Source organism: Streptomyces sp. NPDC002994, from assembly GCF_040611155.1.
In the GTDB taxonomy this organism is placed as follows: domain Bacteria; phylum Actinomycetota; class Actinomycetes; order Streptomycetales; family Streptomycetaceae; genus Streptomyces.
Window position 1 is genome coordinate 37,058 of the sequence record NZ_JBEXNQ010000037.1, and the last position, 19,066, is coordinate 56,123.

The 19,066-nt window shown below is 69.8% G+C and carries 19 protein-coding genes; 9 read left to right on the forward strand and 10 right to left on the reverse strand.

The genetic code is table 11. The annotated features are described in order from the left end of the window. Nucleotides 1–10 precede the first annotated feature (10 nt). Nucleotides 11–1,156: a cystathionine gamma-synthase gene (locus ABZX79_RS33985; protein WP_355266592.1), complete on the reverse strand. Its 1,146-nt coding sequence runs from the start codon at nucleotides 1,154–1,156 to the stop codon at nucleotides 11–13. 153 nt (nucleotides 1,157–1,309) lie between these two features. Between ABZX79_RS33985 and ABZX79_RS33990 the strand changes: the two genes are divergently transcribed. The 3 genes from ABZX79_RS33990 (at nucleotide 1,310) to ABZX79_RS34000 (ending at nucleotide 3,818) form a co-directional block, all read left to right on the forward strand. Further along, a complete protein-coding gene (locus ABZX79_RS33990) occupies nucleotides 1,310–2,416 on the forward strand; it encodes a hypothetical protein (RefSeq protein ID WP_355266594.1) in 1,107 nt (368 codons plus the stop codon). Nucleotides 2,417–2,535: 119 nt separating this feature from the next. Next, entirely contained in the window at nucleotides 2,536–3,201 is a 666-nt protein-coding gene (gene msrA, locus ABZX79_RS33995) for a peptide-methionine (S)-S-oxide reductase MsrA (RefSeq protein WP_355266596.1), read from the forward strand. Beyond that, entirely contained in the window at nucleotides 3,198–3,818 is a 621-nt protein-coding gene (locus ABZX79_RS34000; protein WP_355266599.1) for a hypothetical protein, read from the forward strand. Before msrA ends, ABZX79_RS34000 begins: the two co-directional genes overlap by 4 nt. A 1,187-nt stretch (nucleotides 3,819–5,005) precedes the next feature. Here ABZX79_RS34000 and ABZX79_RS34005 read toward each other — a convergent pair. Continuing rightward, nucleotides 5,006–5,389, reverse strand: coding sequence for a VOC family protein (locus ABZX79_RS34005; RefSeq protein WP_355266602.1), 384 nt, complete (start codon nucleotides 5,387–5,389; stop codon nucleotides 5,006–5,008). Nucleotides 5,390–6,265: 876 nt separating this feature from the next. Between ABZX79_RS34005 and ABZX79_RS34010 the strand changes: the two genes are divergently transcribed. From ABZX79_RS34010 to ABZX79_RS34020, 3 genes are all read left to right on the forward strand, one after another. Next, nucleotides 6,266–6,703, forward strand: coding sequence for a hypothetical protein (locus ABZX79_RS34010; protein WP_355266605.1), 438 nt, complete (start codon nucleotides 6,266–6,268; stop codon nucleotides 6,701–6,703). Nucleotides 6,704–6,788: 85 nt separating this feature from the next. Next, the gene (locus tag ABZX79_RS34015; RefSeq protein ID WP_355266608.1) at nucleotides 6,789–7,424 is read left to right on the forward strand and encodes a GNAT family N-acetyltransferase; all 636 of its coding nucleotides are present in this window, start codon (nucleotides 6,789–6,791) and stop codon (nucleotides 7,422–7,424) included. Between the two features lie 51 nt (nucleotides 7,425–7,475). Next, nucleotides 7,476–8,558, forward strand: a complete 1,083-nt coding sequence (locus ABZX79_RS34020; RefSeq protein WP_355266611.1) for a hypothetical protein — start codon at nucleotides 7,476–7,478, stop codon at nucleotides 8,556–8,558. A gap of 9 nt (nucleotides 8,559–8,567) precedes the next feature. On the opposite strand, the gene ABZX79_RS34025 is transcribed toward ABZX79_RS34020, so the two are convergent. Next, nucleotides 8,568–8,909 (reverse strand): DUF1330 domain-containing protein, encoded by a 342-nt coding sequence (locus ABZX79_RS34025; protein WP_355266614.1) that lies wholly within the window; start codon nucleotides 8,907–8,909, stop codon nucleotides 8,568–8,570. 162 nt (nucleotides 8,910–9,071) lie between these two features. Beyond that, nucleotides 9,072–10,160 (reverse strand): NAD(P)-dependent alcohol dehydrogenase, encoded by a 1,089-nt coding sequence (locus ABZX79_RS34030; RefSeq protein WP_355266617.1) that lies wholly within the window; start codon nucleotides 10,158–10,160, stop codon nucleotides 9,072–9,074. 118 nt (nucleotides 10,161–10,278) lie between these two features. Here ABZX79_RS34030 and ABZX79_RS34035 point away from each other — a divergent pair, with 118 nt between their 5' ends. Beyond that, on the forward strand, nucleotides 10,279–11,136 hold the full coding sequence (locus ABZX79_RS34035; protein ID WP_355266620.1) for a helix-turn-helix transcriptional regulator: 858 nt from the start codon (nucleotides 10,279–10,281) through the stop codon (nucleotides 11,134–11,136). Then, nucleotides 11,133–11,597, forward strand: a complete 465-nt coding sequence (locus ABZX79_RS34040; RefSeq protein WP_355266623.1) for a GNAT family N-acetyltransferase — start codon at nucleotides 11,133–11,135, stop codon at nucleotides 11,595–11,597. The genes ABZX79_RS34035 and ABZX79_RS34040 overlap by 4 nt, the downstream gene beginning before the upstream one ends. A 33-nt stretch (nucleotides 11,598–11,630) precedes the next feature. On the opposite strand, the gene ABZX79_RS34045 is transcribed toward ABZX79_RS34040, so the two are convergent. The 5 genes from ABZX79_RS34045 to ABZX79_RS34065 form a co-directional block, all read right to left on the reverse strand. Beyond that, nucleotides 11,631–12,533, reverse strand: a complete 903-nt coding sequence (locus tag ABZX79_RS34045; protein WP_355266626.1) for a GNAT family N-acetyltransferase — start codon at nucleotides 12,531–12,533, stop codon at nucleotides 11,631–11,633. A gap of 60 nt (nucleotides 12,534–12,593) precedes the next feature. Beyond that, nucleotides 12,594–13,280, reverse strand: coding sequence for an ABC transporter ATP-binding protein (locus tag ABZX79_RS34050; RefSeq protein WP_355266629.1), 687 nt, complete (start codon nucleotides 13,278–13,280; stop codon nucleotides 12,594–12,596). Between the two features lie 59 nt (nucleotides 13,281–13,339). Continuing rightward, on the reverse strand, nucleotides 13,340–14,800 hold the full coding sequence (locus ABZX79_RS34055) for an ABC transporter permease (protein ID WP_355266632.1): 1,461 nt from the start codon (nucleotides 14,798–14,800) through the stop codon (nucleotides 13,340–13,342). 163 nt (nucleotides 14,801–14,963) lie between these two features. Continuing rightward, nucleotides 14,964–16,241 carry an Ig-like domain-containing protein gene (locus ABZX79_RS34060; protein WP_355266635.1) on the reverse strand — a complete coding sequence of 426 codons (1,278 nt, stop codon included), beginning with the start codon at nucleotides 16,239–16,241 and terminating at the stop codon, nucleotides 14,964–14,966. 213 nt (nucleotides 16,242–16,454) lie between these two features. Further along, nucleotides 16,455–16,790, reverse strand: a complete 336-nt coding sequence (locus tag ABZX79_RS34065) for a hypothetical protein (protein WP_355266637.1) — start codon at nucleotides 16,788–16,790, stop codon at nucleotides 16,455–16,457. A 116-nt stretch (nucleotides 16,791–16,906) separates the two neighbouring features. Between ABZX79_RS34065 and ABZX79_RS34070 the strand changes: the two genes are divergently transcribed. Next, nucleotides 16,907–17,203, forward strand: coding sequence for a hypothetical protein (locus ABZX79_RS34070; protein ID WP_355266640.1), 297 nt, complete (start codon nucleotides 16,907–16,909; stop codon nucleotides 17,201–17,203). 42 nt (nucleotides 17,204–17,245) lie between these two features. On the opposite strand, the gene hutH is transcribed toward ABZX79_RS34070, so the two are convergent. After that, the gene (gene hutH, locus ABZX79_RS34075) at nucleotides 17,246–18,790 is read right to left on the reverse strand and encodes a histidine ammonia-lyase (protein WP_355266642.1); all 1,545 of its coding nucleotides are present in this window, start codon (nucleotides 18,788–18,790) and stop codon (nucleotides 17,246–17,248) included. Nucleotides 18,791–19,066: the final 276 nt, after the last annotated feature.

Here is a 19,066-nt window from a genome sequence, read left to right on the forward strand (position 1 = left end):
GGGGCCCCGCTCAGCCCAGCATCTGCTTCAGGTCGGCCAGCAGGTCGTCGCCCGACTCGATGCCCACCGACAACCGCACCAGATCCCCCGGCACCTCCAGCGCGGACCCCGCCGCCGACGCATGCGTCATCCGCCCCGGGTGCTCGATCAGCGACTCCACACCCCCCAGCGACTCACCCAGCGTGAAGAGCCGTGCCCGGTTGCAGACCTCGACCGCCGCCTCCTCGCCGCCGTCGACGCGGAACGACACCATCCCGCCGAACGCCTTCATCTGCTTGGCCGCGACCTCGTGACCGGGGTGCTCCGGAAGACCCGGGTACAGGACCTTCGCGACGCGCGGGTGCCGCGTCAGCATGTCCGCGACGCGCGTGGCGTTCTCGCTGTGGCGGTCCATCCGCACCGCGAGCGTCTTGATGCCGCGCAGCACGAGCCACGCGTCGAAGGGCCCGGCGATCGCGCCCATCGCGTTCTGGTGGTACGTCAGCTCCTCGCCCAGCGCCGCGTCGTTGACGATCAGCGCGCCGCCGACGACGTCCGAGTGCCCGCCCATGTACTTCGTCGTCGAGTGCACGACGACATCCGCGCCCAGCGCGAGCGGCTGCTGGAGGTAGGGGCTCGCGAAGGTGTTGTCGACGACCAGCCGGGCACCGCCCGCGCGCGCGACGCCCGCGAGCGCCTGGATGTCGCTGATGCCGAGGAGCGGGTTCGAGGGGGTCTCGACCCAGATCACCTTGGTCTTCGGGGTGAGGGCCGCCCGTACCGCCGCGGGGTCGGAGCTGTCCGCGACCGAGAAGGTCACGCCCCACCGCGAGACGACCTTGGCGAAGAGCCGGAAGGTGCCGCCGTACGCGTCATTCGGGATGACCACGTGATCCCCGGGGCTCAGCAGGGTCCGCAGCAGGCAGTCCTCCGCCGCCAGGCCCGACGCGAAGGCCAGCCCGAGGCTGCCGCCCTCCAGCGCCGCGAGGTTCTCCTCCAGGGCGGTGCGGGTCGGGTTGGCGCTGCGGCTGTACTCGTAGCCGCCGCGCAGTCCGCCCACGCCGTCCTGCTTGTACGTGGACACCTGATAGATCGGCGGTACGACCGCGCCCGTGAGGGGGTCCGCGGTGTTGCCGGCGTGGATAGCAAGGGTCTCGAAGCTGTGGTCATCGCTCATGGGAAACGAGCGTAGTTCGTCGGCGCCAGTGCCACTTCCCGGCCACTCCCCGGCCCGCTCCCCTGCCCGCTCCCCGGCCCGCTCCGTGGTCCGCTCCGTGGTCCTTCCCTGGTCCCTCCGGAACGTCCCGCCGCCGTCCGGGACAATGGAGCCATGGAGATTCTCTGGTTCCTGATCGCTCTGTGCATGCTGGCGGCGGTCATCGGCCCTGTCGTACTGCGCCGGCGCGCCGGCGGCATCCGCCTCGTCGCGCCCGGCTCCCCCGACGCCGCCGACCCGGCCGACTACGGCTTCGTACGCCAGGAGCTGCTCGACGTCCGGATGCCGGGCCCGGACCAGGACCTGGAAGACGTACTCGAAGTGGTCCAGCGCTCCCAGGACTGGCGGGCCGCCGCGCAGCTGCTGGCCGGGACGCCCAAGGACGGTGAGGTGCGCTGGCAGCGCGTGCAGGCGTTCGCCGGCGCCGCGTCGCTTGAGCTCGCGCAGAAGCCCGGCGAGGGCGGGCGCTGGCTGCGGGCGTGGCGCGCGGAGGCACCGAAGGACGCGGGCGGGGCGCAGGTGCACGCCGAGTTCCTGGTGCAGCAGGCGTGGCGTACGTCGACGCCCGGAACGGACGACTTCCGGATCATCCTGGAGGAGGCACGTACGGTGTGCGGCGAGGCGGCGCTGCTCGCCCCGGGCGACCCCGTTCCGTACATCACCGAACTGGCCGTCGCGCGCGGACTGGCCTACCCGGAGGCCGGGTTCGACCAGCTGTGGGCGAAGATCCTGGACCGTGCCCCGGCCCACATGGGCGCGCATCTCGCCGCACTGAGCTACCGCAGCGAGAACTGGCACGGCTCGCGCGAGGCCGCCGACGCCTTCGCGACCGCGGCCGCCGCCCGCGCGCCGCAGGGCTCGCTGCTCGCCGCGCTGCCCCTGTTCGCGGTGTACGAGCACCTGCCCGAGGTGAATCTCGTGCAGGGCTTCTACCAGAGCGCGGTGGTGACGAGGGCGATGGAGGGCGCGCTCTACGCGGTGCACGCCGCGCGCCCCGACGACCCGATGCTGGCGCACGTACGCCACCTGCTGATCCTCTTCCTCGTACGCGCCGAACGCTGGTCGGAGGCCATGGAGCAACTGCGGCACGTGGACGGTCACGTCGGCGCGCTGCCGTGGACGCACAGCCCCGACCCGGCGGCGGACTACGCCGTGTACCGCGCCCTGGCGGTCGCCGGGTACGAGGCGAACGGCGGCAGCCCGGCGACGCTGAGGGGCTGAGGAACTCAGCGCGCGTTCGCCGCCGCCTCCGCCGCGGGGAGGGCCGGTGTGGAATCCTCGGCCGCCTCCAGGCGTTGACCCTAGGCGCCCAGGCGCAGACCGTCCAGGAGGAGATCCCCATGATGTTCGGCCGTACCCCCCAGCTCCCCACCCCGGAGCAGGCCCTGAAGGGCCGCCCGACCCCGGAGTTCGAGGTCCCTTCCCGGCACACGGTCCTCGGCAACCCGCTCGTGGGCCCGTACCCCGACGGGCTGGAGATCGCCGACTTCGGCATGGGCTGTTTCTGGGGCGCGGAGCGCAAGTTCTGGCAGACCGAGGGCGTCTGGACGACGCTCGTCGGCTACCAGGGCGGCTACACCGAGAACCCGGCGTACGAGGAGGCCTGCTCGGGCCTGACGGGCCACACGGAGGCGGTGCGAGTCGTCTTCGACCCTTCGGTCGTCTCGTACGAGCAACTGCTGAAGGTCTTCTGGGAGAACCACAACCCGACCCAGGGCTTCCGCCAGGGCAACGACGTGGGCACGCAGTACCGCTCCGCGATCTACACCCACTCGCCCGCTCAGGCGGCGGCCGCGGAGGCGTCTCGCGAGGCGTACCAGAAGGTGCTGACGGCCACGGGCTATGGCACGATCACGACGGAGATCCTCCCGGTGGACACCCGCCCCTTCTGGCCGGCGGAGCCGTACCACCAGCAGTACCTAGACAAGAACCCGGCGGGCTACTGCGGGATCGGTGGAACGGGCGTTTCCTGCCCGATCGGCGTGGCTCGGGCCGGGAGCGAATGAGTCCTGGCTTCGCCCCGGAGGCGCTGGCCGCGCGGTGGGGGCGGGAACGGTGGCCGCCGGGCCCGCCCATCGCCCACGAGTTCCGCGGTAGGTACGCGGATCGCTGGGTGCGTTTTCACAGCCTCCCCGGGTCGAAGCGATACCCGGAGACCGAGGCCGAGTACGCGATCGTGCTGGACCGGTACAACTCCGTCCTCGACGAACTGTTCGCGGGTGTGGACGTGTTCGTGGTGACCGCGGACTGGTCGACGACGCCAACGGGCCCTGCCGCCTACCCGAGCTACCCGCCCTACCCGACCCGCGAGGCACTCCACCCGGAGGGCGTCCGCTGGTGGACCGAGGCGAACCAGGAGGCCCCGGACCCGGACCCGGATTTCCACACCCACACGCATCTGTACGCCGACCGACGTCCGTGGGAACGCGGCTGCGCCGACGCTCTGCTGCGAGCGGTCGCGGACGAGGAACTCGGGGACGTGTTCTTCACAGATACGGAACTTCGGCGCATCCACCATCCGTACGACGGAGGCGCCGACGTCATCCTCTCCACGCCTGCGGAGCGAGACCGACTGCGCGGCCAGCACACCGACTGGCTCTCCAGCCACGCATCGGGACTGTAGGAGGACAGCAGCCGCAGCAGGGAGGACAGGAGTGCGGGGTGGGCCCGGGGTGGGCCCGGTAACCAAGGCTTGCTTCTGGGGGTTTCGGGCCGTCCCTGAGCGCTCGAGTGTCGGTGGGCCGTGACGCCGCGTCAAGGGCGCTCCCTACGGTCGCGTCGCTACGCGATGTGCCTGCGGCCCACCCTTGACCCGCCGCCCCGGCCCACCGCTAACGCTTATACGGGGACGGCCCAAAGAAAAACGCCCTGCACGCTACCTCCGGGAAGCGGCGCGGGTCGGCTCGGTGGCCGACGGCCGAGTGGGTGGGGCGCATGACGTCTATGGGGTGGCGCGCCCCCAGCCTCAGCGACTGCAGGAACGGCCGCTGGCGGGACATCCCCATTCCCACGCACACGAGCACCCACACCGGTGGACGGCCGACCGACCGGGTCGACCTGCGGATTCCTGAGCTGCGCGGGTGGGGCGCGTCAGTTGAATGGGGTGACTCGGGTGGGTGTGGCGTCCACCCCGGCCGGTGGCCGGCTGGGCAGCAAGCAGGTTGCTGATGTGAGTGGGTGGAGGGGCGCCCAGGGGCGGGTGGGTCCTGCCGACGGCCTGGCCGGATGAACGACCGGGCTCGCAGGCTGGCTCGACACTCCCGGCCAAGCCAACAGTGGTTCGAAGCCTTCGGCCCGACCGGTAGGGGCGGCGCACGCTCTCGGCCCGGCCAGTGGGACAGCCGACACTCTCAGCCGGACAGATGAACAAGTTGACGACTCTCGGTCGGCGTATAGGGCACTGTCCCGGCTCCCACACCGGCGGGATGGGACGAACCCAGCACATGACACACAGGCGTGCCCTTTTAGCCCCATTTTCACCCCCTGTGAGAGACCTCGGCGTACGTCATGTGCGGGGTTCGTTGCAGCCAATGGCGCGGCGCAGGCGTAGGGGTGCGCTCAACCCGGCAGAAGACGGCTCCCGACGACCCACCAGTCACACCGGCCCCCATCGGCACCCCGTGGGGCGGACACTGCCCCCTGCTTCAACCGGGTTGCTGCGACAACCCGGCGGGTGAAGGTCTCTCGCCTCACTCGATTCCATGGCGCCTCGTGGCGCACCCACGAGGTACGCGACCGTTCTCGTCGCGGGCATCAACGAGTGGCTGTGACCAGTGGTCGTACGAAACCGGCCAGGACGGCGCGTCAGCGTCAGGAATTCATGGCGGCTCGGTCGGACTCACTGCGCAGAACGCAGAATTCGTTACCTTCAGGGTCAGCAAGGATTGCCCAGCCTGAACCATCGGGATTCCGGTGATCAGCGACAAAGGTGGCACCGAGGCCCAGCAGCCGGTCCACCTCCTGATCGCGCGAGGTCTCAGGGCGCAAACACAGATGGATCCGATTCTTGATCGTCTTAGCTTCGGGCACCTGGTTGAAGTAGAGCACTGGGCCCTCCGCCAGCAGCACCTGAGTCTCCAGGTCACCCGGTCTGACATCCGGATGCATCGGACGGCCCGTCACACCGCTCCAGAACCGGGCCAGCTCGTAGGCATCCGCACAGTCAATCGCCACGTTCTGCAATACCGAAACCATGCGCCCCAGCCTTCCTGACTTCCACTCCAGACGCCACCGAGCTGCGCAGCTCAGGCCCCTGGCAGCACGTTCGATACACGCCCTAACCCCACACTTGATGAATCCCAACGCCCCTCCAACCTCACCAGTCCCCGCCGTTTCCCTTCCGGCCGTCACGGGAGCGTTTCGACCCACTCGGCCCCCACGGACCGCGCCGACCGTCGGGAGGGAGACGGCTGGTGTGGAGGATGGGGCTCGTGGGTTCGTGCGGCTGGGGGGCCGGGGTGTGGCCGCCGATGTCATGCCGCGTTCCACGTTTCGGTGCGCCACCACCCACCCACACCAGCAACGGGCTTGTCGCTCAACCGGCCACCGGGCGGGGTGGGCGCCACACCGGCCCGAGTCCCCCCATTCAACTGTCGCGTCCCACCTGCCACCACCATGAGTCCGCAGGTCGACCGGACGCACCAACCGGCCACCTGGGCGGGTGCTCGTGTGCGTGGGAATGGGGATGGTGCACCAACGGCCGTTCCCGCAGTCGCTGAGCCTGGGGCCGAGCCGCCCCCTAGACGTGGTGCGCCCCACTCACCGAGCCCGTCGGCCGGCAGCGACACGCCAGCCACTAGCCGGAGTTTCCCCGTGGGCTCCCCCCGGGGGCCGCCCCCCAGAAGCATTGCGGCGGAGGTTCGCCGGTCAAGGGTTAAGCGCAGCGCAATCGCCGCAGGCGACGCGACGTAGGAGCGCCCTTGAGGGGCGGGCCTCCGTCGCCACACTTACATGTGGCGGCCCCCACGCCAGAAGCGATCAACGCCCCAGGGCGGCCGAAGCCAGCCTCTCCGCTCGCGCCCCCGCACCATCCTGCGCCCCGCTGAGCGATATGACTGGTAGACAGCGGTAATGACCTACTACGCAGACCTGACGCCCTACACCTACGACACTGACGAATCCACGACGCAAGAACAAGAAGCAGCCGCGCCCGTCGGCGACTCTCGCGACTTTCGTGGGCTTCCGCAGGTGAATGTGGGCTGGCTCGCGCGTGTCAGGCCGTACGCCAAGGGTGATCCTCCTCCGCAACTCGTGGAAACGCTCAAGCAAATGCAACGAACCCACCGCGTCCAGCAGACCCGCGGCTATCACTTCTGCCCCTGGTGCGCCGCAAGGCTCCTCGGCCTCCTCGGCGCGCGCGACAACTGCCCGCGCGGCAGCGCCGAGATACGAGTCATCGGTGAGGGCGTCGTCTATGCCGCCCCGGAGCTGATCGCCCACTACGTCGAAGCCCACAACTACGCACCACCGGCCGAATTCGTCCGAGCGGTCCTTGCGTCCAGAAGCTGACTGCCCCCAACCCCAAACCCCCGACCCCCGACCCCCGGCCCCTTATTCGGTGGTGGCCGGCGACGGCACACGTCACGATCAGAAGATGCGCAGCGTATTTCTCGAAACCGAGCGGCTCGTCCTTCGTGCGTTCGGTGAGGACGAGGATGAGGCCGAAGACAGCGACAGCGACAGCGACAGCGATATCGAACGGCTCGTTCGCCTCGACAGCGATCCCGAAGTCATGCGCTTCATCAACGGAGGCCGGCCCACCTCCCGCGCATTCGTCGTCGAGCGCGTGCTGCCGCAGCTGACGCACGACTATCCCTGCATCGGAACCCGCGGTTTCTGGGCCGCCGGGGAAAAGGCGACGGGAGCGTTCCTCGGATGGTTCGAGTTCCGGCCGCTGGCCGACGACAGCGCCGATGTCGTCGAGCTCGGGTACCGGCTCGGCCGGGCGGCCTGGGGGCGCGGCTACGCCACCGAAGGGGCTCGCGCCCTGATCGACAAGGGGTTCACCGACCTCGGCGTGCAGAGAGTGACCGCGGACACCATGTACGTCAACTCCCGTTCCCGCCGCGTGATGGAGAAGGCCGGCCTCCTCTTCGTACGCCGCTGGTTCGGGGAGTGGCCCGACAGCATCGACGGCTGGGAGCAAGGAGACGTTGCGTACGCGCTGGAACGCAGTCAGTGGACGGGTGGCCCGGCCCACACCCGCCACCCCGCCGACCGAGTCCAGTAATTCTCCCTCTCGTGTACGTAACGTGACCCTGACCAGGGATTATTACGTCCCGTGTTCACGAACCTCGTCACCGCCGTCGGCTTGGCCTGTCTTGCCTGGGCCCTCGTCCATGTCACCCGCCTCGCCCTCCGCAACCAGCAGGCCAAGCGCTTCGACGCCTCCGCCTACGGTCTCGTCCCCCGCGATCAACTCAACAGCCACCGCGCCGGCCCGCCCCGCGACGAACCCGCGCTCCGCCTCGCCGTCGACGCCGCCTGCCAGGGCGACTGGGAGCCCGCCTCCGGCCTGTTGGCCTCAGCCTCGGACGACAAGGACTGGGAGTCGCGCTGGCGGCTCGTCGAAGTCTTCGCGGACGTCGCCGTCGAGGACGAGCGGTGGCTGCGGATCTGGCGCGCCGAGCGGCCGCGGGACGCGGACGCCGTGGTGGTACACGCGCACGCCCTCCTCCTGCGCGCCTGGGCGGCGCGCGGTGCGAAGTACGCCGGGCAGACCTCGGACAGCCAGATGGCACTCTTCGCCGAGCTGCTGCCGACCGCGATGTACGCCGCCCAGGAGGCCGCCCAGCTGGCGCCTCGCGACCCCTGTCCGTGGATCACGATGATCGCCGCCGCGCGCGGACTCGGGCTCTCGCACGACGAGTTCCGGCAGCTGTGGGCCGAACTCACCGCTCGCGCGCCGCAGCATTACGACGCGCACTGGCAGGCCCTCCAGTACTGGTCCCAGAAGTGGTACGGCTCGCACAAGCTGATGTTCAAGTTCGCCAAGGAGGCGGCGAAGTCGGCGCCCGCAGGCAGCCTGCTCTCCGCCATCTGCCTGCACGCCGTCCACGAGGCCGTGCTCCAGGAGGGCGACCAGGCCTACCGCACCTGGGTCACCAAGCCGATGCTCGCCCAGATCCAGGCCGATCTGGCTCAGGCGGCCCAGACGGCCCCCGACGATCACCGGTTGCCCCCGATACGGCACCTCCTCGCCGCGACGCTCGTCAAGACCGGGCGCTACGCCGAAGCCCTGGCGCAGTTCCGCCTGATCGGCGGCTGGTGCGGAGCCGCCCCGTGGACCGACGCGAACGACCCCGTGCCGGTCTTCGATCACGCCCGGGGCCTCGCCGCGCTGGGATCCGGCCGCCGCCCGTAGGAGTGACCGTCATCCCGCCTGCTGCCGCATCCTCGCAGCCGTGTCCGTCGCGTCGTAGCCGGGAGCGACGCCCTCGGCCAGGATCACGTCGCCGGTGATGTGCCTCGTACGCAGCGGCAGGATCTCCTGGTAGGCCTCGGAGTCGTACCAGGCGCACGCCTTCTCGATGTCCGGGAAGCCGATGACAACCAGGTAGCCGGGCCACTCCCCTTCCAGGACTTCCACCTCCGTCCCGTGGACGAGGAAGTGGCCCGCGAAGGGGGTGAGGGTGGCCTGGATTCGCTCCATGTACGTGAGGATGTCCTCGTGCTGGGCGGCGGCTCGCAGGTGACCGATGGCGTATGCGCTCATGGTGTTCTGTTCCTCCCCGGGGGATTGACGAGTGACGTTCGTCCTCACTGACGAGTCACATCCTTCCGGGGAGCACCACCACCGTCGATTACCGCTCAGGTAAGGGGGGTCGGGGGGGGGCGGCGCCGATGGCCTTGGCCTAATCGCCCTAATCACCGCAGATCAGATCGTCGCCGTGTCGATCACGAACCGGTAGCGGACATCGCTCGCCAGGACCCGCTCGTACGCCTCGTTGATCTGGTCCGCGCGGATCAGTTCGATCTCCGCGCCCAGCCCGTGCCGCGCGCAGAAGTCCAGCATTTCCTGCGTCTCGGCGATACCGCCGATCATCGAGCCGGCCAGCGTCTTGTTGCCGCCGATCAGCGAGAACATGTTGATCGAGTTGGGCTCCTCGGGGGCGCCCACGTTCACGAAGGCCCCGCCCACCTTGAGCAGGCTGAGATAGGCGTCCATGTCCAGCGGCGCGGAGACCGTCGAGACGATCAGGTCGAAGGAGCCGGCCAGTTCCTCGAAGGTCTTCGGGTCGCTGGTCGCGTAGTAGTGGTCGGCGCCGAGCTTCAGCCCGTCCTCCTTCTTGCGGAGGCTCTGGCTCAGTACGGTCACCTCGGCGCCCAGCGCGTCCGCGATCTTGACGCCCATGTGCCCGAGGCCGCCCAGGCCCAGGATCGCGACCTTCTTGCCGGGGCCCGCCTGCCAGTGCCTGAGCGGCGAGTAGAGGGTGATGCCGGCGCACAGCAGCGGGGCGGCGACGTCCAGCGAGAGGCCGTCGGGGATGCGGACGGCGTAGTTCTCGTCGACGACGAGGTGGGTGGAGTAGCCGCCGTAGGTCGGCTCGCCGTTCTTGTCGAGGGCGTTGTACGTACCGGTCATGCCCTTGGCGCAGTGCTGCTCCTGGCCCGCGAGGCAGGCCTCGCACTCCCGGCAGGAGTCGACGAAGCAGCCGACGCCGACCCGGTCGCCGACGGCGTACTTGCTGACGCCGGGGCCGACCTCCGTGACGATGCCGGCGATCTCGTGACCCGGGACCATCGGGTAGATGCCCTCGCCCCAGCCGTCACGGACCTGGTGGATGTCGGAGTGGCAGATGCCCGCGTACTTGATCTCGATCAGCACGTCGTGCTCGCCGACCGGGCGGCGCGGCACGGAGATCTTCTCCAGCGGTGCCTTCGCGGAAGGGGCGGCGTATGCGGCGACGGAAGCGACGGAAGCGACGGAGGAGTCAGAAGACTGGGACGAAAGAGAAGTGGTCATGCCTAGAGGCTGTCTGAGCTGCGCAGATCCACCCAGCCCCCTGTTGAACGTACGTCTGCTGTGCATACCACTGGCGGGGACAGGATCACCGTCGTACGACGGGTAATACTTGATTGTTATGGACCAGCGCGCCGAACTGAGTGAGTTCCTCCGCCTCCGCCGTGCGCGGCTCAAGCCGGAGGACGTCGGCCTGCCCGACTTCGGCAGGCACCGCCGCGTCCCCGGTCTGCGCCGCGAGGAGCTGGCGCAGCTGGCGGGGGTCTCGGTGGCGTACTACACCCGCCTTGAGCAGGGCAACGGCCGCAACGTGTCCATGGGGGTACTGGACGCGATCGCCCGCGCCCTGCGGCTCTCCGATGCCGAGCGCGACCATCTCACCCACCTCGCCAAGCCGACGCAGAAGCGAAAGCGTTCGGCGACGCGGCCGCAGCGCCTGCGGCCCGGGATCCAGCAGCTGATGGACGCGATGGACGGCGTGCCCGCGTACGTCGTGGGGCGGCGTACCGATGTCCTCGGCTGGAACCGCCTCGCCCGTGCGCTGTTCGGCGACTTCGCCGCGCTCCCCGCCGATGAACGCAACTTCGCCCGTCTCGTCTTCCTGGACGACAACTTCCGGGACGTGTACGCCGACTGGGAGTTCAAGGCGTGCGAGGTCGTCAGCTATCTGCGGTTCGACGCGGGCTGCCATCCGGACGATCCGCTGCTCTCCGCGCTGGTCGGTGAGCTGTCGGTGAAGAGCGAGGTGTTCAGGAACCTGTGGGCCGCGCACCACGTGAAGGACAAGGGCCACGGCACCAAGCGGCTGCACCACCCACTGGTGGGTGAACTGACGCTGGCGTACGAGACGCTGAAGCTGCCCGACGACTCGGAGCAGTCCCTGGTCACCTTCCACGCGGAGCCCGGATCGCCGTCGGAGGCCTCCCTGCGGCTGCTGGCGAGCTGGGGGACGGACGTGAACGCAGAGGTACGCCGATGAGTGACGCGCCAGTGACCCTGCGCCGGGCGGCCGGTGCCGGCGACGCCGCCGCCGTGGCCGAGGTGTGGCTGCGGTCGTACGACGCCGCGCTGCCCACGGTGAAGCGGGCGCACGGCGACGACGGGGTGCGGGACTTCTTCCGGTACGTCGTGGTGCCGGAGCAGGACACGTGGGTGGCGGAGAGCGGCGGCGCCGTGGTCGGGATGATGGCGCTGGAGCCCGGCTGCATCGAGCAGCTGTACCTGGCGCCGGAGCACCGAGGGCGCGGGATCGGGGACCGCTTCGTACAGCTCGCGAAGGAACGGTCGCCCGGCGGCCTGGAGCTGTGGACCTTCCAGGTCAACGGGCCGGCACACCGCTTCTACGAGCGGCACGGCTTCCGCGAGGCCGAGCGGACGGACGGCTCGCGCAACGAGGAGCGCGAGCCGGACGTCCGCTTCGTGTGGGTGCCGGAGAGCTGACGAAGCCGAGGCATTCAGATCTGGCGGGAGTCGTCAGATCTTCGTCTGGAAGATTCCGGCGGCGCGCTCGCGCCCGTAACCGAGTGCCTCGTTGACGGCGAGCATCGGCCGGTTCTCGTCGGCGACCGTGGTGCCGATCCACCGTACGTGCGGCTGCTGTTGAGCCAGCGTCCGCAGCATTCGCAGCTTGACGGCGCGGCCGAGCCCCCGGCCCCGGTGGGCGGGGACGACCACCGTGTCGTACTGGAGCGCGCGTACGTCCGACGGGTCGCGCAGCACCAGTTCGGTGTACGCCGCGACGGTGTCCTCCCCGCCCCGCGAGTCGACGGCCGCCACGGTGAGCATCACACCGCCCCGGTCGAGGATGACCTGGGCGGCGGCGCGTACCTTGTCGGCGTTCCAGACCGGTGGCGCCTCGTCCATGTCGCCGCTGGGGGCGTCGTCCATGGCGCCGTGGGCGGTGGCGGACGCGTCGGCGAGGTGGTCGGGTACGACGCCCTCCCAGGTGGTGAAGGTGTACCCGGTGGGGAGTTCGCCGTCCGGCCGCGGGAGGGACGTGTCCTGTACGTACCAGGTGATCGGCAGTACGTTCTCGAAGCCACGCGCGGCGGCGAACTTCTCGCCCGCCCCGCCGAGTTCGAGCTCGGTGGCGACGGAGGTGCGGCCGTCAGCGGCCAGTTCGGCGCGCACGGCTTCCCACAGCGCGCCGCCGACTCCCCGCCGCCGCGCTTCGGGGCGTACCAGCGCGGTGGCGGTGAAGCTGACCACGCGCCCGTGCACCGAGGGCACTTGGAGCTTGCCGGCGGTCTCGGCTCGTCCCGGGGGTGGGGTCTCGGCGGGCAGGTCGTGTCGGTGGGCGGCGGTGACGACGGCGTGCCAGGCGTCCACGGCGGCGGCCGAGGGAGGCGTGTCCAGGGTTCGCACGGTGATCGGCATGCACAGGAACGTACGCGCGGACCCGGAGGCCCGCACGCGAGTTCCGCACTCCCGCCGCCGCTAGGCGGCCGTCGCGTTCTCCGTCACCGTGACCCGGCCCTTGCGGATGGTGGCGAGGCGCGGTGCGCGGCGGGCGATGGCGCTGTCGTGGGTGACCATCACGAAGGTCAGCCCGTGTTCCTTCCACAGCCCTTCCAGCAGCTCCATGATCTCGTCGCGCATCGACTCGTCGAGGTTGCCGGTGGGCTCGTCGGCGAGCAGCACCTTGGGCCGCTTGACGAGCGCGCGGGCGATCGCGACGCGCTGCTGCTGGCCGCCGGACATCTCGCCGGGCAGGTGGGTGAGGCGCTCGCCGAGGCCGACGGACTCCAGTGCCTCCGCCGCGCGTTCGCGCCGGGCCGCCGCCTTCAGGCCCAGCGGTACGAGCGCCGTCTCGACGTTCTCGTGGGCGGTGAGGGTGGGGATGAGGTTGAAGCTCTGGAAGACGAAGCCGATGCTCTCGGCGCGGACCTTGGTGAGCCGGGCCTCCGGCAGCGCGGCCAGGTCGACGCCGTCGAGTTCGACGCTGCCCGCCGTCGGCCGGTCGAGGCCGCCGAGCATCTGGAGGAGGGTGGATTTGCCGCCGCCGGTGGGGCCCTGGATGACGAGGCGCCCGCCGTCCTCGATGGTGAGATCGACGCCCGCGAGCGCGTCGATGGTTTCCTTGCCGCGCCGGTAGCGCTTGGTGACGCCGCTGAGCTGGTACATGGGTGGGGTCAACTCCTGCTGTACGAAGAGGAAGACGAAGACGAAGAGGTACGGGGGCGTCAGGCCACGCGGCGCAGCGCGTCGGCCGGCCGCAGCCTGGAGGCGCGCCAGCCGCCGAAGCCGCCCGCGATCAGCCCGCCCGCGACGGCGAGTGCGACGGCGAGCCCGATGGTGGTGAGGGAGACGGGCGCGGTGAGCGCGATCTCGACGGCCTTGCCGGATGCCTGCCGGAGCGGTCCTCCACCGCCGCCGGGGCCGGTCACGGTGGCGGCGGCACCGCTGCCACCGCCCCCGCCGCCCAGTTGCGCCGTAAGCGTGGGACTGATCGCGGTGACGAGGTACGCGCCGCCGACACCCACAGCGATTCCGAGCGCGCCGCCGAGCAGGCCGTTGGCCAGGGCCTCGCCGACGACCTGCCGCGTGACGCGGCCGCTCTTCCAGCCGAGCGCCTTGAGCGTGCCGAATTCCTGTACGCGGCGGCTGACCGCCGAGGAGGTGAGCAGCCCCGCCACCACGAAGGCGGCGACGAGCACCGTGATCGACAGCCACTTGCCGACGCTGGTGGCGAGGTCGGACGCGGTGGAGAGGGACCCGGAGACCGTGTCGGCGAGGTCGGCGGAGGTGGTGACGGTCGTACCCGGGATGTTCTTCTGTACGGCCGACTTCACGTCGCCGATGCGCTGCGAGTCGGTGGCCCTGACGTAGACGGTGGTGACCTTGTTCTTGGCGTCGGCCAGGGTCTGGGCCTGCTTGAGGGGGACGTACACATGCGCGGCGGCGTCGCCGCTGTCGGCCGTCGCGATGCCGATGACCTTGTACTTCGTACCGGAGATGGTGACCGTCTTGCCGGTCTTGAGCTTCTTCTCCTTCGCGTACGCGCTGTCGACGACGGCGACCTTCGCGTTGGTCTCGGCCTCGGTGAACGTGCGCCCCGAGGTGATCTCGGAGGAGGTGAGCGGGCCGAGCGCGGGCTCGCTCACGTCGGTTCCGTAGACGGAGAAGGAGTCGACGCCGAACGCGGCGCCGCCACCCCGCACGGTGCCGCCACCACCGGCGCCGCCGGGTCCGCCCGGCTGCGCGGGCTGCGCCTTGTCGACTTCGCCGCGCTTGAACTCGCCGCTGACCTTGAGGACCTGGAGGTTCAGGCCGCCGACCGCGTCCGCGACGCCGTCCTGGTCCGAGACCTTGCCGACCGTGGAGGACGCCAGGGTCTGGAAGCCCTGCACCATCACCCGGTCACTGCTCTGCTCCTTGTCGTCGCCGCTGTCCTTGGCGTCGAACTCGAAGCGCGGTTTACGGCTGGTGTCGTTCTCGCCGGGCGGCGACGCGGCCTTGGTGACCGTCATGTCGGTCCCTAGGCCGTACAGCGATTGAAGGACCTTGTCCTGGGCGCGGCCCATGCCGGCGGAGACCGAACTGACCACGATGACCAGCGCGATGCCGAGGGCAAGGCCTGAGGCGACGACGAACGCCGCTTTTCTGCGGCGGCGCAGCTCGCGCCGGAGGTAGGTGAAGAACATGACGCGAAGCTATGGGCGGCTCGTGATGGCTGGATAAGGCCGGTCTGAGAGCCGCATGAGAACCCGGGAACGCAGCGGCGGGCGCCACCCTCGGAGTTGAGGGGTGACGCCCGCCGTACCTGCTACTGCTGCTGCTGTGCGGAACGCGGGGAGGGCGCTCGGATCAGACCGCGGAGCCGGCCTTCCACTGCTCCCAGTCCATGTTCCAGCCGTTGAGGCCGTTGTCCGGCTTGATGGTCTTGTCCGGGGAGTTCTTGACGACGACCACGTCACCGACGATCGAGTTGTTGAAGAACCACGCACCGGGCTGCTTCGGGTCGTTCGCACCCTTGGCGTCGTTCAGGCCCACGCAGCCGTGGCTGGTGTTGGCGCTGCCGAAGATCGAGTCGGCGCCCCAGTAGTTGCCGTGGATGAACGTGCCCGAGGTGGACAGCCGCATGGCGTGCGGCACGTCCTTGATGTCGTACTCGCCCTTGCCGTCCTTCTTCGTGAAGCCGACGGTCGAGCCGTCCATCCGGGTCTCCTTGAACTTCTCGGAGATCACCATCTGGCCGTTGTACGTCGGGTTCTCGGGCGCGCCCGCGGAGATCGGGATGGTCTTGATCGTCTTGCCGTCCTGCGTGACCGTCATGGTCTTGGCCTTGGCGTCGACGGTGCTGACCTGGTTGCGGCCGACCGTGAAGGTGACGGTCTTGTCCTGGACGCCGTAGATGCCCTCGGCGCCCTCGACGCCGTCGAGAGCCAGCTTCATGGTGACCGTCGAGCCGCCCTTCCAGTACTCCTGGGGGCGGAAGTCGAGCCGCTGGGAGCTGAACCAGTGGCCGACGACTTCCTGGCCGCTGCTCGACGTGACCGTGATGCCCTTCTGGACGGCGGCCTTGTCGGTGATCGGCTTGTCGAAGTTGATCGACACCGGCATGCCCACGCCGACCTTGGAGCCGTCGTCGGGCGTGAAGTTCCCGATGAAGCTGTTGTCCGGCGAGACGGTGGTGAAGGAACCGTTCTCGTGGGCCTCGCGGCCCTCGGAGTCCGCCGCCGTCGCCGAGATCTTGTACGTCGTCGAGCGCTTCAGCTGCCCGTCCGGCTTCCAGCTCTTGCCGTCGGCCGCGATGGTGCCCGCCACGTCCGTCCCGTCCGTCGAGGTCATGGTGACCTCGGTCAGCTTGCCCTCGCTGACGGTGACCTTGGTGCCGCGGTTGATGCTGACGTTGTCGGCGCCGCCCTTGGGGGTGATCGCTATTCGGGCCTTGGAAGTGTCCTTGGCCGCCGCCTCGTCGACCTCGGCCTGCGACTTCTCCGAGCTCTGGGCGCTGCTGCCGCCCTTGTCGCCGCCGTCGCCGCCGCCGCTACAGGCCGAAAGCACCAGAACGCCGCCGAGCAGTGCGGACGCGGCCATAAGGCCCCTGCGCCGCTTGCTGTCCGTCATCACACGCTTCTCCATCGTTGCCGATTCCCCACAAAATCCCCGGGCAGAGCCGCTGGGCAGCATCACCCTGCCAATGTCCTAAACACCTGTACCGATTCGTCCGTTCCACATCTGGGGGGAATGTGGGGAACACCACTGATCACAGTGACCGACGCAGCCACGCCGCCGCCGGTTGCGGCGGCGGCGCGCTTTTGTTCGCCGGGCTCCCCGGAGAAGCTACGCGAGGCGCTACACGGGTCCCTCGGGGCCCTCATCGTCGTCCTCATCAAGGTCCCACTCCAGGGCGTCGGGGTTGTAGTCGATCCGCTCGCTGCTCCAAGAGGCCTGCGCGAGCTCCACCCCGGGTACGTCGCTGATCAGGTCGAACGGGTCCACGAGGTGCGCGAGGGCCTCCGCGACGTCTTCCCTCACTGCGGCCTCGGCATGCGTACGTTCGACGTCCTCCGCATGTGTGTCCTGCGTTACGTGCGCGAGAGCGGCGCCGGTGAGCGTCTCGGGATCGGAAATTTCCAGCACCAATTCGACCTGGAGCCGGACAAAGCGTGACGTGTCAGTTGCGTTCATGCGTCGGAGCGTAGGCCTTCGGGCTCCCGCGACTTTCCTGCGACCCGCTGCTTTCATTAGCATCGGCGTACACGGCCGACGGCCAATTCCCGGTTGCCTCAAGGGGGATCGATTACGTGTCCGCACGCCGACCGCTGCTGACCGCCACCGCTGCGGGCACACTGCTGTGTGCTCTGTGGTTCGTCCCGTCCGCCAACGCGACGGCGGAGAAGGAGGCGAAGCCTCAGCCCGCGACGCAGCCACAGTCCCCGTCACAGCTGCCGCCCGGGGAGAGCGCCCCGCACGATCTCGCGCTCGCCGACACGGGCAGCGTGGACACGACCCCGTACCTGATCGGCGGCACGACCTTCCTGACCCTGGGCGCCGGTTTCCTGGCGTACTCGATGCGAAGGGCCGCGCACCAGATCATCTGACGCACGGCCCTTGGGGTTCCGACTGACTCCGACTGATTCCGACTACGCGAGCGGGCCTGTCACCGGTTCGACGGCCTCGACGAGCCTGCCCGCCCGTACGAAGGCATCGGCGGCGGCGAGGTCGGGCGCGAGGTAGCGGTCGGGGCCGGGGCCCTGGACTCCCGCTTCCCGCACGGCCTTGATGACGGCCTGCGAGGCGGGCGCGGGCGTGAGGCCCTCGCGCAGCTCGATGCCGCGCGTGGCGGTGTACAGCTCCACGGCGACGATCCGGGTGAGGTTGTCGATGGTGGTGCGGAGCTTGCGCGCCGCCGACCAGCCCATGGAGACGTGGTCCTCCTGCATGGCGGAGGACGGAATCGAGTCGACGGAGGCGGGCGACGCGAGCCGCTTCATCTCGCTCACCAGGGCGGCCTGCGTGTACTGGGCGATCATCAGGCCCGAGTCGACGCCGGCGTCGTCGGCGAGGAAGGGCGGCAGGCCGTGCGACCGGTTCTTGTCGAGGAGCCGGTCGGTGCGGCGCTCGCAGATCGAGCCGAGGTCGGCGGCGGCGATGGCCAGGAAGTCGAGTACGTACGCGACGGGCGCCCCGTGGAAGTTGCCGTTGGACTCGACGCGGCCGTCGGGCAGGACGACGGGGTTGTCGACGGCCGAGGCGAGCTCCCGCTCGGCGACGGTCAGCGCGTACGCGATGGTGTCGCGCCCGGCGCCGGCGACCTGGGGGGCGCAGCGCACGGAGTAGGCGTCCTGGACGCGGGGAGCGTCGTCCTGGTGGTGGCCGGTGAGGCCGGAGCCGGCAAGAACCCGGAGCATGTTGTCGGCGGATTCGCCCTGGCCGGGGTGGGGGCGTATGGCGTGCAGCTCGGGGGCGAGGACCTTGTCGGTGCCGAGGAGGGCTTCGAGGCTGAGGGCGGCGGTGATGTCGGCGGAGGTGTAGAGCCGCTTGAGGTCACCGATGGCCATGATCAGCATGCCGAGCATGCCGTCGGTGCCGTTGAGGAGGGCTAGGCCTTCCTTCTCGCGGAGCTCGACGGGAACGATGCCGTGCGCGGCGAGCAGCTCGCCGGCGGGCCGGACGACTCCGTCGGGCCCCTCCGCCTCCCCCTCACCCATGAGCGCGAGGGCGCAGTGGCTGAGGGGCGCGAGGTCGCCGGAGCAGCCGAGCGAACCGTACTCGTGGACGACGGGCGTGATCCCGGCGTTGAGGAGGTCCGCCATGGTCTGGGCGACGTGCGGGCGTACGCCGGTGTGGCCGGAGGCGAGGGTCTTGAGCCGCAGGAACATCAGCGCGCGTACGACTTCGCGCTCGACGTGCGGGCCCATGCCGGCGGCGTGCGACCGGACGATGTTGCGCTGCAACTGGGCGCGCAGATCCTGGCTGATGTGCCGGGAGGCGAGGGCGCCGAATCCGGTCGAGACGCCGTAGACGGGCTCCGGCTTGGCGGCCAGTGCGTCGACGATCTCGCGCGAGGCGGCGAGGGCGGCGACGGCCTCGTCGGAGAGCGTGACCCTGGCGTTGTCCCGGGCGACGGCGATGACGTCCGCTGCGGTCGTCCCGGACGTCCCCAGCACGACTGTGTGCATATCCATATTCAGAACCCTACGGACTGAATCCGTCTCTGTCACTAGTGGACGGGGGTGGTACCCCTTACACCTGCCTGCGGCGCATTTCCCCGACCCGCCCCTTCCCGAAACTGGGGGCAAGCCCCCAGCCCCCCGGACACCCTTCGGGCGTGTCCTCAATCGCCGGACGGGCTGGATGGTTGCCGCAACGCAGCACCCTTCAGCCCCTCCGGCGTTTGAGGAGCGGGGTCTGGGGCGGAGCCCCCACGCTGCGGAGCCGCAAAATGTCACAGCGGGAAGGGG